Source organism: Enterococcus gallinarum (assembly GCF_021496385.1).
GTDB lineage: Bacteria > Bacillota > Bacilli > Lactobacillales > Enterococcaceae > Enterococcus_D > Enterococcus_D gallinarum.
The window spans coordinates 1,303,124-1,317,024 of record NZ_CP050816.1; the positions used below are offsets into that span (position 1 = coordinate 1,303,124).

Sequence of the window (13,901 nt, forward strand, 5' to 3'; positions counted from 1 at the left end):
TTATATGGTAGAATTGGTAACAGTGAACAAATTATTCTAATTAGATATAAATACGAACTTTTCAAGGTTCGCGATATATGCAAATTAAGTAGGAGGGAACCCCATCCATGGCAAAAACGGGAATGTATGTTGGCCTCGATATTGGTACGACATCTGTGAAAGTTGTTGTAGCTGAATACGTTGATAGCCAAATGAACATTATTGGTGTAGGAAATGCAAAATCAGAAGGAATCAACCGCGGAATCATTGTAGACATTGACAAGACGGTTCAAGCCATCCAAAGAGCAGTAAGACAAGCAGAAGAAAAAGCGGGTATCCAAATTCGCAGTGTGAGCGTGGGTGTGCCAGCCAATCTGTTAGAGGTTGAAAATTGCCAAGGGATGATTGCTGTCAACAGCGAATCAAAAGAAATCACAGATGACGACGTGCGTAACGTAGCATCAGCAGCGCTCGTTCGATCTACACCTCCTGAAAGACAGATCATTGCCATTTTACCGCAAGAGTTTACTGTGGATGGCTTTGAAGGGATCAAAGATCCTCGCGGAATGATCGGTGTCCGCTTGGAGATGTTTGGGGTAGTTTATACAGGCCCTAAAACGATTTTGCACAATATTCGCAAATGTGTTGAAAAGTCCGGCTTGATTGTCAACGAACTTGTAATCACACCACTAGCTTTGACTGAATCGATTTTATCAGATGGCGAAAAAGATTTTGGTACGATCGTGATTGATATTGGTGGCGGTCAAACAACGACTTCGGTAATGCATGACAAACAGTTGAAATTCACCCATGTCAATCAAGAAGGTGGAGAATTTGTAACAAAAGACATCTCTACTGTGTTGAATACTTCTTTCAATAATGCAGAAGCGCTAAAAATCAATTATGGTGATGCTTATCCTGAACGTACATCGGCAAGCGAAGAATTCCCAGTGGACGTCATTGGTAAATCTGAACCTGTCAAAATCGATGAACGGTATCTTGCTGAAATCATCGAAGCACGGATGGAGCAAATCTTTAATAAATCAAAAGATGTCTTGAATGAAATCGATGCGTTTGAATTACCAGGCGGAATTATTTTGACTGGCGGAGCTGCTAGCTTACCTGGCGTTGTCGATTTAGCACAGGAAGTCTTCGAAACCAATGTGAAATTATACGTGCCAAACCATATGGGATTGAGAAATCCGGTTTTCACTAATGTGATCAGTATCGTTGATTATTCTGCTAATTTAAGTGAAGTTTATCAGCTTGCTAAAAGCGCGATCACGGGTGAACGTACGACGCAACAACCTGTTGCTGTTCAACAAGAGATTTCTTATGAGCAGTACGAGGCTCCAGAAGAAACTTATGAAGAACCAGAAGAAGAGAAGAAAGGCGAATCGATCACGAATCGTGTCAAAGATTTCTTCTCAAATATCTTTGAATAATCTAAAACGATACTCAGGAGGAAGATAAACTATGGAATTTTCAATTGATAACAATATCAATGATGGCGCTGTAATCAAAGTTATCGGTGTCGGCGGCGGCGGCGGCAATGCTGTCAACCGTATGATCGAAGAAAACGTTAAAGGTGTCGAATTTATCGCTGCCAATACAGATGTGCAAGCATTGAAAAATTCAAAAGCTGAAACAGTGATCCAATTAGGCCCTAAATATACTCGCGGTCTAGGTGCTGGCTCTCAACCTGAAGTTGGAGAAAAAGCAGCAGAAGAAAGTGAAGACGCAATTCGTGATTCCTTGCAAGGCGCTGATATGATCTTTATCACTGCCGGCATGGGTGGAGGTACCGGAACTGGGGCAGCTCCGATTGTTGCAAAACTTGCCAAAGAAATCGGCGCATTGACAGTCGGCGTAGTAACTCGTCCATTCACATTTGAAGGACCAAAACGCGGCCGTTTCGCAGCTGAAGGAATTGCAAAACTAAAAGAAAACGTCGATACATTATTGATCATCTCCAACAACCGTTTATTGGAAGTTGTTGACAAGAAGACACCAATGCTGGAAGCATTCCGTGAAGCAGACAATGTATTGCGTCAAGGGGTACAAGGAATCTCTGATCTGATTACTGCACCAGGCTATGTCAACTTGGACTTTGCTGACGTGAAAACAGTAATGGAAAATCAAGGAACAGCATTGATGGGTATTGGTGTTGCTAGCGGCGAAGAACGTGTCATCGAAGCAACGAAAAAGGCGATCTCTTCTCCATTGCTAGAAACATCTATCGATGGTGCAGAACAAGTCTTACTGAACATCACTGGCGGATTAGACATGACTTTATTTGAAGCACAAGATGCTTCTGATATCGTAGCAAGTGCTGCAACAGGCGACGTAAACATTATTCTAGGAACTTCAATCAATGAAGACTTAGGAGATGAAATCCGTGTGACTGTGATTGCAACAGGTATCGATCCTTCAAAAAAGGAACGCTCTTCTCGTACAAGCAGACAAAGTCAAATCCATTCAATTCCACAAAAACCAACGTTAGATATGGATCAGGCGAAACCTTCACACGTAGAAGATGATCATGGCTTTGGTGATTGGGATATTCGTAAAGAACAAAACGTTCGTCCTAAAGTAGAAGAAAGCCAATTTGAGAATGTTGAAAAAAAAGAATTTGATACATTCAATAGAGATGAAGTAAAAACAAATGACGACGATGAATTAAGTACACCACCATTCTTCCGTCGCAAACGCTAGGAGGCAGAGCACATGATTTCTGAGAACTTGCACAAGATCCAGCAAGAGATCCAGGATTCTTGTGCTCTTGTTTCTAGAAAAGCAAGTGAGGTTCGTCTGGTTGCTGTGACAAAATCTGTCGATAGTGAAAAAACACGGAAGATCATCGAAGCCGGTGTCACTGACTGTGCGGAAAACCGAGTAGAAAAACTCCTGGAAAAAAAGCAGCAACTAGCAGATTTTCCAGAAGTAAACTGGCATTTTATTGGTAATTTGCAACGCAGAAAGGTAAAATCAATTATAAATGAAGTTGATTATTTCCATGCGTTAGATTCGCTGAAATTGGCGCAAGAAATTCAAAAACGAGCAGCAAAAACGATTGCTTGTTTTGTAGAAGTCAATATTTCAGGTGAAGCAAGTAAACAAGGAATTGCACCAGACGACGTTGTTTCATTTATTGAAGAGTTGCAGCCCTTTGATAAAATCAATGTCATCGGCTTGATGACCATGGCACCACTTGCTTCTTCAGAAGCAGAGCAGCTCCATTATTTTCATCAGTTGAAAGAATTACAAGAAAAAATCGCAGCGCTGCACTTGGCACATGCTCCATGTACAGAAACAAGTATGGGAATGAGTAATGATTTTGCCGTTGCGATCCAAGCGGGTGCGACAGTTGTTCGCATCGGCACCGCATTATTTCAGGAGTAAAGGAGGTTGACATATGTCTTTAAAAGAGAAATTGACCAATTTTTTTGGATTGACAGATGAAGAAGATTATTACGAAGAAAGCGTGGTAGCTCAAGAATCTGTGCGATCCCCGCAAAATATCGCCGTCAATCAAGGTAGTTCTTATGTTGCACCACGCACGACTCGTGCTGAAAATCCAACGAATACATTTTCACGAAGCCATATGCCATCACAGCAAGCGCAAGCGCAGCGTTCAACAGCATCAAGTGCGTCCTTTGAAAGACAACAACGCCCTGTCCAAAAGACAGAGGAAAAGGTCGTTTCTATGGCCCAACAACGCAGTAATCCCAAAACAAAAGAAATAAAGTCCAAGGCTGCAGGCAAGATTACTATCGTAGAACCAAGAGTTTATTCAGAAGCGATGGGAATCGCGAAACAAGTGATCAATGGCGATGCAGTACTTGTTAATTTTCATTTAATTGAGGAGTACCAAGCACGGCGAATAGTTGATTTTTTGACGGGAACAGTGTACGCTGAAGATGGCGATATCAAGCGTGTTGGAGATGAAATCTTCTTATGTACGCCAAAAGGAATGAAGATCGAGGGAACTGCTCAAACATTAGCAGATAGTAATTTCTTCGATATCTGAGTCAAGGAGGAAAGCATATTTTAGTCTTTAGGTTATTAAATCTATTCAGTGATGCAGTATATCTCTATACAGTATTATTAGTGATCTATGCCTTGCTTTCTTGGTTTCCGGGAGGATACCAATCAGCATTTGGACGTTTCTTAGCAAAAATCTGTGAACCATATTTAGGTTTGTTTGATCGTCTAAATCTGAGTTTCGCTGGCATCGACTTTACGATTGCATTTGCCATTATCGTTCTGCAGCTAGCAACGCAAGGTCTGTTCGTTCTTCTACAAGCAATCTTATTCTAACGTAAGGGGTGAATATCGGTGAACGCAAATGTCTATCAGCATTTTCGAAGCGATGAGCACCCTTTTATTGATTCTGCGCAAGGCTGGATCGAACAAGTGCAGATGCAATACGCACCCTATTTAACAGATTTTCTTGATCCGCGGCAAGCCTATATTTTAGAAAGTCTGATTCGGCAATCAACCGATTTGAGTTTTCAATTTTTTGGCGGATATGAAGCTGCTGAAAGAAGACGGTGCCTAATCTACCCAGACTATTACCAACCAGCAAGTGAAGAATTTGATTTGGTATTATTCACCATTATCTATCCAAAAAAATTCACGGTTTTAAGTCATGGGAAGGTTTTAGGAACGTTAATGGGCACAGGGGTCAAAAGGGAATACTTTGGTGACATCATTTCTGATGGGGAAAATTGGCAAGTATTTGTGGCAAGCGAAATCAGTCATTTTGTCCAAACACAGGTCGATAAAATCGGGAATGTCTCAGTTCGCCTCGAAGAAACGAAGTACACGGAATTGATCGTACCAAAAGACGGCTGGAGCGAAGAACGAGAAACGGTCAGCTCTCTCCGTTTGGATACTGTCATTTCTGCTGTCTATAATATTTCGCGCCAGCGTTCCAAACAACTCATCGAGTCTGGCAAAGTGAAAGTCAATTGGACAGAAACATTACGTCCGGATTTTATGTTGGATCTACTGGATATCGTATCAATCAGAGGATTTGGGCGTATCCAGATTCAAGGGTTAGAAGGCACGACAAAAAAAGAAAAAGTTAGATTGTTATTAGGTGTATTACGTAAATAAAACAAAGAGGTGTAAACTTATGGCATTAACTCCATTAGATATTCAAAACAAAAGCTTTTCAGTAAAAATGCGCGGTTACAATCAGGATGAAGTCGATGACTTCTTAGATATGATCGTTCGTGATTATGAAGAAGCTGTTCAAAAGAACCGTGAACTAGAAAAATCATTGAAGCATGCAGAAGAAAAACTTGAGTATTTCAATGAATTGAAAGATGCATTGAACCAATCGATTATCGTGGCTCAAGATACCGCAGACAAAGTAAAAACGAGCGCAAGCAAAGAATCTGAAGTGATCGTTACTTCTGCTCAAAACCGTGCAGATGAATTAGTAACGAATGCCGAAAAACGTGCTCATGCATTGACAACAGCTGCAGAAGAAAAAGCCAAAGAAATTCTGACGGATGCAACCAATAATGCGCGTCAATTGGCAACTGAAACCAATGATTTGAAGAAGAAAACGCGCGTTTTCCACAACAATCTTTTGGTTATGCTGCAAACACAATTAGAGCAAGTAAAAAGTCCAGAATGGGAAGAAATTTTGGCGCCGTTTTCTAGCTATGTAAAAGATTCTCATCAAGTAATCAAAGAAGTTTTATCAAAAGAACTTGACAGCGAAAATGATTCTGAAGTAAACTCAGAAGCAGTGGAGAGTCCAGTAGAAATCGTGGAATCCAGTGAGAAAGAAATTGATGTAGAAGAAAATCCAGAAGTGAAAACATTGGATGATGCACGTCAATTACTAGATGAATTAAATAAAACAAATGACTAATATACAGAACAGAAAAATTTCTTATACTTTTAAAGCGAGTCTGGGAGAGTGGAAGCCGGATAAAACCCTGTAAGAAATTAGATCATCTGTTAGTCTTGGTCTTGAACAGTGGTAGAGTCCAACGTTTGATCTCGTTACCGATCAACAAAGAATTGTCACTGACAATAAAATTTGGGTGGTACCACGAACACGTTCGTCCCTTTCCGGGATGGATGTGTTTTTTTTTATAGCTTCATAGCCTATGGGCTTATTAGAAGGATTTGGTCGATTCAATGAGTGAATTCACTGAAATTGAGGCAGGATAGACAAAATTGTTTGATCGACATGTGCTTGCACATGCCATAATCATGAGTAATCAGTAAAAGGAGCGAATACAATGAAGATGAAAGAAACATTGCATCTGGGAAAAACGGCTTTTCCGATGCGGGGAAATTTGCCTAATCGCGAAATCGAATGGCAAAAAGATTGGGAAGAACAAAATATCTATCAACAAAGACAAGCACTGAACGAAGGGAAACCAACATTTGTCTTACATGATGGCCCTCCCTATGCGAATGGCAATATCCACATTGGTCATGCATTAAACAAAATCAGTAAAGACATTATTGTACGTTCTAAATCAATGTCAGGATTCCGCTCACCTTATGTACCAGGTTGGGATACGCATGGATTGCCGATCGAACAAGTGCTGACAAACAAGGGCATCAAACGCAAAGAAATGACACTTGCGGAATATCGCAAAAAATGCGAAGAGTATGCTTTGACACAAGTAGATACCCAACGTGAGGACTTTAAACGTTTAGGAATCTCAGGTGATTGGGATCATCCTTACATCACTTTGACACCTGATTACGAAGCTGCTGAAATCCGCGTATTCGGAAAGATGGCAGAAAAAGGCTACATCTATAAAGGATTAAAGCCAATCTACTGGTCACCATCCAGCGAGTCTTCATTGGCAGAAGCAGAGATCGAATACAAAGATGTCAAATCACCTTCGATCTATGTCGCTTTTCCTGTAGCAGATGGAAAAGGAATCCTTGATGAAGATACATCTTTCGTTATTTGGACGACGACACCTTGGACATTACCAGCAAACTTAGGAATTTCAGTAAACCCAACGTTTACTTATGTTCAAATCATGGCAGATGGCCGTAAATTTGTGATCGCCAAAGATTTGTTGGAGACTGTTCAAGCAGCTATTGGATGGGAAAGTGTTGAAATCTTGCAAGAAATTGCTGGAGAAAAACTAGAATACATGACTGGCCAGCATCCTTTCTATGATCGGACTTCATTGGTGATGCTAGGTGACCATGTCACGCTGGAAGCAGGTACTGGATTGGTTCATACTGCTCCTGGGCACGGGGAAGACGACTACATCGTAAGCAAAAAATACAAATTAGATGTCCTATCTCCTGTCGATAGTCGTGGGATGTTTACGGAAGAAGCACCAGGATTTGAAGGAATCTTCTATGATAAAGCGAACCCAATGATCACCGATTTGTTAGCAGAAAAAGGTGCATTATTGAAACTTGATTTCTTTGTCCATAGTTATCCTCATGATTGGCGGACCAAAAAACCTGTTATCTATCGGGCAACACCACAATGGTTTGCTTCAATCGATCAATTCCGTCAAAACATTCTTGATGAGATCGAGAAAGTGGACTGGATCATTCCTTGGGGCAAAACACGCTTGTACAACATGATTCGTGATCGAGGCGATTGGGTCATCTCACGTCAACGTGCCTGGGGGGTACCACTGCCAATTTTCTACGCCGAAAACGGCGAAGCAATCATTACGCCAGAAACGATCGAACATGTTGCAACGCTATTTGAACAACACGGATCAAATATCTGGTTTGAAAAAGAAGCCGAAGAATTATTGCCTGCAGGCTTTACGCATCCGGGTTCACCAAATGGCAAATTCTCTAAAGAAACAGATATCATGGATGTTTGGTTTGATTCTGGTTCTTCTCATGAAGCAGTCTTGCGTCAACGTCCAGAGTTGACTTTCCCAGCTGACATGTATTTGGAAGGTTCAGATCAATACCGTGGATGGTTTAACTCAAGTATCACCACAAGTGTGGCGATCAATGGGGAAGCACCTTACAAATCAGTCTTGTCTCAAGGGTTTACCTTGGATGGTGAAGGCCGGAAGATGAGTAAATCTCTTGGAAATACCATTGCTCCAGAGAAAGTAATTAAACAAATGGGTGCCGATATCCTTCGCCTATGGGTTAGCAGTGTGGATTATGAAGCAGATGTCCGAGTTTCAATGGATATTTTGAATCAAGTCTCCGAGGTTTACCGTAAGATCCGTAATACAATGCGTTTCTTATTAGCCAATACGGCTGATTTCGATCCAAAAACGGATATGGTTTCTTATGAAAACTTACGCTCTGTAGACAAATACATGCTGGTTCGATTAAACGAAACGATCAAAACCATTCGTGAAGATGGGTATGAGAAATACAATTTCTTGCATATCTATAAGACGATCATCAATTTCTTGACTGGCGATCTTTCTGCTTTCTATTTAGACTTTGCGAAAGATGTTGTTTATATCGAAGCGGAAAATGATCCACAACGGCGAGCAATGCAAACTGTCTTCTACCAAACGGCAGTGGCTTTGACAAAATTGTTGACGCCAATCATTCCTCACACAGCCGAAGAAATCTGGTCTCACTTAAAAGAAGAGGAAGCCTATGTTCAACTAGCTGAATTGCCAAGTTATGAATCATTTGCGAATCAAGCTGAGTTGCTTGATATGTGGACAGCATTTCTTTCATTCCGTGACAATGTCCTGAAAGCACTAGAAGAAGCACGGAATGAAAAACTGATTGGTAAGTCATTGGAAGCAAAAGTGACCATCTATCCATCACAACCGCTGGCAGACCTATTAACGGCTGTTGATGCTGATTTGGCCCAATTATTGATCATTTCACCAGACTTCTTCGAAATCAAAGAGGCAGGAAGTGCCGCTCCAGAAGCAGCGCTACAATTTGAAGATGGTGCAATCTTGATCGAAAAAGCCGATGGTGAAGTTTGCGACCGTTGTCGGCAAGTGCGGACAGATGTCGGAGTGGATGAGAAACTGCCAACACTTTGCGGGCGTTGTGCTCATTTGGTGGAAGAATATTATCCAGAAGCCGTTGCTGAAGGCTTTGAGAAATAAAAATTAGCTGAGAAATAAAGGTAAGCTAAAAATTATCAGTGTGCCGTTGGACGATCTACTTAGATCGTCCGATGGCACACGTTTTTTGTGATCATTTCATTGTGCTGACTTAGTTATCAGCTTTTGTGTCTTTTTCATTGTTTTCTCCTAGCAATAGCAACTAGACGACAGCAACTGATGATAAGAAGCATAGAAGTGACAAAAATGCAGCGCTAGGCAATCGTGCTTGCTTTGTCCCAATCGGTTTTACCCGTTCAGCGTTTTTGAGAGGAAGCTAGACCAACTTGCAGAAAAAGATTGCAAGATTTACATAGAAAAGGTAAACTGTTAAAAATTGGAATATTCAGAATATTTAAAGAAAGGATGAGGGGATGAGGGAAAAAGAGACATTAATGTATGATCCTCGTTTTGAAAGTGATGCTTGTGGCATGGGCTTTATCGTACAAAAAGATGGATTATACTCGAGAAAACTGATTGAAAATGCGTTGACGATGTTAGAACGAATGAATCATCGTGGCGGAACAGGAGCCGAACCAGATACAGGGGATGGTGCTGGTGTGTTGATGGCATTACCTGATCCTTTTTTTCAAGCAATTGCTTTAGCGGCAGAGATTGTTTTACCGCCGAAAGGTCACTATGCAGTAGGCATGTTTTTTTTGCCGCAAGAACGAGAATCCGCAGTCAAATTAAGAAAGGCCGTTGCTCAGGATATTCAGCAAATGGGATTTCGGGTGTTGTGGCAGCGGGAAGTTCCCTATGACTATTCGCAATGTGGTCCAGGAGCACAAAAAGTGATGCCTAGTTTTTGTCAATTCTTTATTGAAAAACCTCTCGATGTGACAGTCGGCAGAGATTTTGAGGACCGTTTGTATCATTTGCGGCGACAATTAGAAAAAAACTATGCAGCCAAGGAACTAGCCATCTGCAGTCTTTCTAGCCAAACAATCGTCTATAAAGGCATGTTACATGCTTATCAGGTCGGACTGTTTTATACGGACTTACAAGATCCGCGTATGACTTCCAGTATCGCATTGACTCATTCTCGTTTTTCAACCAATACTTTTCCTAGCTGGAATCGCGCGCAGCCTTTTCGTTTTTTAGCCCATAATGGGGAAATCAATACGTTAAGAGGAGCCGAAAATTGGATGCATAGTCATCAAATCGAAGTCTATGATGAGGAAAATTCGGACTCCGCAAAACTTGAGAATTGCATGGAATTCTTGTATCGCCAAGGGAGAGATTTACCTCAGGCGCTTTTGATGATGGTACCTGAAGCCTGGTCGAAAGAAGCCGGTTTGCCAGAAGAACTAGTTGCTTTTCATGAGTACAATGCTAGTTTTATGGCACCATGGGATGGACCGGCAGCGCTTTGTTTTACGGATGGTGAGCTGGTGGGTGCTGCTTTGGATCGCAATGGGTTGCGGCCTTCCCGCTATTCAATTACGAGGGATGGCTTAGTTGTCGTAGCATCCGAATCAGGGGTGGTTGATCTACCCGCAGCAGAGGTAATTGAAAAAGGGGTTTTAGGTCCAGCCAATATGTTTTTGGTCGATACCAAAAATGGCTTGATTTTGAGAAATAAAGAGATCAAAGAAAAATATGCGCATGCTCATCCTTATCGCGAATGGTTGACAGAAAATTTGTTAACGATGGATGACTTACCAGAACCTCCTTTTTCTGATGGATTATCGACAGAGACACTACAGCGGTTATGGAAACTTCACGGGTACACCGACGAAGTCATCCGGACACTGCTGATCCCTATGGCTCAAACAGGAGAGGAACCGGTTATCTCCATGGGATTTGATTCACCATTAGCAATCTTAAGTGAACGTCCCCAGTCGCTTTTTACGTACTTTAAGCAACAATTTGCACAGGTAACGAATCCACCAATTGACGCGATTCGCGAAAAGCTAGTGATCGGTACAGAATTATTTCTGGGACGAGATGGCGATGTTACAAAAGATCTTAGCCAAAATTGCCATAAATTAAAAATCGCTAGTCCGATTTTAGCCACAAGCGAGTATCTGAAGATCAAACATCTAAATCAGAAACAACAATCGGCGGCAGTCCTCTCTACTCTTTATTCTGTGACTGGCAATGAGCAGCAAACACTGCACCAAGCATTGGATACTCTTTTTAAAGAAAGTGAAGCCAAAATTGATCAAGGGGCTACGATTCTCGTGTTAAGTGATCGCGAACCCATTGCACCACAACTAGGTAAGATGGCAATTCCTGTCTTGTTGGCTGTTTCGGGTTTGCATAATTACTTGGTGCGAAAAGGAAAGCGAGCGCTTGCCTCACTCATTGTTGACACGGCTGAAGTCTGCGAAGTTCATCACTATGCTATGTTAGTTGGCTACGGTGCCAGTGGGATTCATCCTTACGGGGCTTACGAAACGCTGCATTATTATGACATGAGTGATCATGTCGAAAATTATCGACAGGCCTGTGAGAAGGGACTCATAAAGATTATGTCTCGTATGGGAATTTCAACTATTGCCGGTTATCATGGTGCTCAGCTCTTTGAAGCTGTCGGTATCTCACCACAAGTCACTGAGTTTTATTTTACGGGAACTGTTTCTCGGATTGGCGGCCTGTCGTTGAAACAAATCGAACAAGAGTATTTTGAGCGATACGAAGCTGCCTATGGTGAAAAACAACAGGATTATCTAGATTCGGGAGGCAGCTTTCAGTTTAAAGCAGAAGGTGAGCATCACCTTTTTAATCCCAAAACCATCTATCACTTTCAAAAAGCGGTGCGCACAGGAGATTATCAGTTGTACAAGGAGTATGCAGCTGTCATGAATCAAGAGGCTTTAAGCACACCCACGACACTTCGTTCACTATGGGAGTTCACACCTTCGCGTCAGCCAATTCCATTGGAGGAAGTAGAGCCTGCTGTCCAAATCGTCAAACGATTCAAAGTAGGAGCAATGTCTTATGGATCGCTAAGTGAGGAAGCTCATAAATGTATTGCTGAGGCAATGAATGCCATCGGAGCTAAATCAAATAGTGGAGAAGGCGGGGAACATCGCGAGCGTTTCAAAGCGGTCAACGGCAAAAATTACAATAGTCGGATCAAGCAAGTTGCTTCTGGACGTTTTGGAGTTAATGCGGAGTATTTAATGAGTGCCGATGAGTTGCAGATCAAGATGGCTCAAGGAGCGAAGCCAGGTGAAGGCGGTCAACTGCCTGGAAATAAAGTTTTCCCTTGGGTCGCTGAGATTCGCGGATCAACCCCTGGGGTTCGCTTGATTTCACCACCTCCTCATCACGATATTTATTCGATTGAAGATTTGGCACAATTGATCCATGATTTAAAGACCATCAACCCTTATGCGCGAATCAATGTGAAGCTGGTTGCCAGTACGGGTGTTGGAACGATTGCAACCGGTGTTGTCAAGGCAGGTGCTGATGTTGTTGTAATATCAGGCTATGATGGCGGTACCGGTGCTTCTCCCCGCAATTCCATCAGAGATGCGGGCTTGCCTTGGGAAATGGGGTTAGCAGAAGCTCATCAAACATTGGCACTCAATCATCTTCGTCAGCGGATGACCTTAGAAACGGATGGTAAATTGATGACGGGAAGGGATATTGCGATTGCGGCCCTTTTAGGTGCTGAAGAGTACAGTTTTGCTTCATTGGCCCTTGTTGCGATCGGCTGTGTGATGATGAGAGTCTGCAGTCTGAATACTTGTCCCGTGGGTATTGCCACCCAAAATCCAGCTTTACGAAAGTTTTTTGCTGGTAAACCGGAACATATTATTCATACTATGTTTTTCTTAGCAGAAGACCTCAGAGAAATCATGGCAGAACTGGGTTTTCGTACCATTGATGAGATGGTGGGGCACACAGAAGTCTTGGTACCTCGTTTCATTGCCAAAGGGAAAGCAAAATCATTGGATTTCGCTCGCATCTTGGGTACGACACTTCCGATTGCACGTAAAGTGACGGATCCTTTTTTGGAGAAACGACAATGGCCAGAATTGGATAGTTTTGCCAAAGCAGCAATTGAAAAACAACATCCTGTTGCTATCAGTCAACCGATCAACAATATTCAACGTTCTGTTGGTGCCCGCATAGGGGGATGGATTGCAGAACGCTTTGGGAACTATGAACTTCCTCCAGGATTGCTGCAATTCAATTATCAAGGAATTGCGGGTCAAAGTTTTGGTGCCTTTGCAACGCAAGGACTTGAGCTGAGATTGGTTGGAGAAGCCAATGATTACGTAGCCAAAGGATTGAGTGGTGGCCGTTTGATCATTGTACCGCCAGCAGATGCTAGTTATGATATTGAACAGTCGCCCATTGTAGGTAATGTGGCTTGCTTTGGGGCAAATCGAGGAGAAGGATATTTCAGAGGTCTGGCAGGAGAACGTTTCTGTGTTCGAAATAGCGGAGCCAAAGTGGTTGTAGAAGGAATCGGCGATCATGGCTGCGAGTATATGACTGGAGGTGTCGCTGTTATTCTAGGCAAGACGGGCCGCAATTTTGCTGCTGGCATGTCTGGAGGTGTCGCCTATGTGTACGATCCGGAGCAAGCGTTTGCTGCTCAATGCAATTTAGAAATGGTGGAATTGTTTAAGGTAGATGAGAGCGGGGATGATGCGGTATTGAAAGAATTGATCGAGAACCATTTTGCCTATACAGATTCCTTAAAAGCAGCCGAGATTCTAAGCGATTGGCTCTATCATAAGCAGTTGTTCATCAAAGTTTATCCTAAGGAATATCATCAAATGGTGGAAGCGACTCATCAATTGGCGCAACAAGGTCTCTCAGGAGATGAACTGATCGCTAAAGCTTTTGAGTCAGTTGTCGGTCCTCAGATGACGATCCCAGGAAAGGAGCATGACTAGT

At 42.3% G+C, this 13,901-nt stretch carries 9 protein-coding genes; all 9 read left to right on the forward strand.

Translation table 11 applies throughout. The features are described from left to right. The first annotated feature begins 107 nt into the window (after positions 1–107). Positions 108–1,424 (forward strand): cell division protein FtsA, encoded by a 1,317-nt coding sequence (ftsA, locus tag HED61_RS06260; protein ID WP_003127640.1) that lies wholly within the window; start codon positions 108–110, stop codon positions 1,422–1,424. A 31-nt stretch (positions 1,425–1,455) separates the two neighbouring features. Next, positions 1,456–2,694: a cell division protein FtsZ gene (gene ftsZ / locus HED61_RS06265; RefSeq protein ID WP_003127641.1), complete on the forward strand. Its 1,239-nt coding sequence runs from the start codon at positions 1,456–1,458 to the stop codon at positions 2,692–2,694. A 12-nt stretch (positions 2,695–2,706) separates the two neighbouring features. Next, positions 2,707–3,381, forward strand: a complete 675-nt coding sequence (locus HED61_RS06270; RefSeq protein WP_138371645.1) for a YggS family pyridoxal phosphate-dependent enzyme — start codon at positions 2,707–2,709, stop codon at positions 3,379–3,381. 13 nt (positions 3,382–3,394) lie between these two features. Next, positions 3,395–4,009, forward strand: a complete 615-nt coding sequence (locus HED61_RS06275; protein WP_219645581.1) for a cell division protein SepF — start codon at positions 3,395–3,397, stop codon at positions 4,007–4,009. Between the two features lie 17 nt (positions 4,010–4,026). Then, complete coding sequence (locus HED61_RS06280; RefSeq protein ID WP_029487179.1) at positions 4,027–4,299, forward strand: YggT family protein; 273 nt, start codon at positions 4,027–4,029, stop codon at positions 4,297–4,299. Positions 4,300–4,317: 18 nt separating this feature from the next. Next, positions 4,318–5,100 carry a YlmH family RNA-binding protein gene (locus HED61_RS06285; protein ID WP_003127645.1) on the forward strand — a complete coding sequence of 261 codons (783 nt, stop codon included), beginning with the start codon at positions 4,318–4,320 and terminating at the stop codon, positions 5,098–5,100. A gap of 19 nt (positions 5,101–5,119) precedes the next feature. Continuing rightward, positions 5,120–5,869: a DivIVA domain-containing protein gene (locus tag HED61_RS06290; RefSeq protein ID WP_003127647.1), complete on the forward strand. Its 750-nt coding sequence runs from the start codon at positions 5,120–5,122 to the stop codon at positions 5,867–5,869. A gap of 376 nt (positions 5,870–6,245) precedes the next feature. Then, positions 6,246–9,041 carry an isoleucine--tRNA ligase gene (gene ileS, locus HED61_RS06295; protein ID WP_156248151.1) on the forward strand — a complete coding sequence of 932 codons (2,796 nt, stop codon included), beginning with the start codon at positions 6,246–6,248 and terminating at the stop codon, positions 9,039–9,041. A 371-nt stretch (positions 9,042–9,412) separates the two neighbouring features. Beyond that, positions 9,413–13,900, forward strand: a complete 4,488-nt coding sequence (gene gltB / locus HED61_RS06300) for a glutamate synthase large subunit (protein ID WP_219645580.1) — start codon at positions 9,413–9,415, stop codon at positions 13,898–13,900. Position 13,901: the final 1 nt, after the last annotated feature.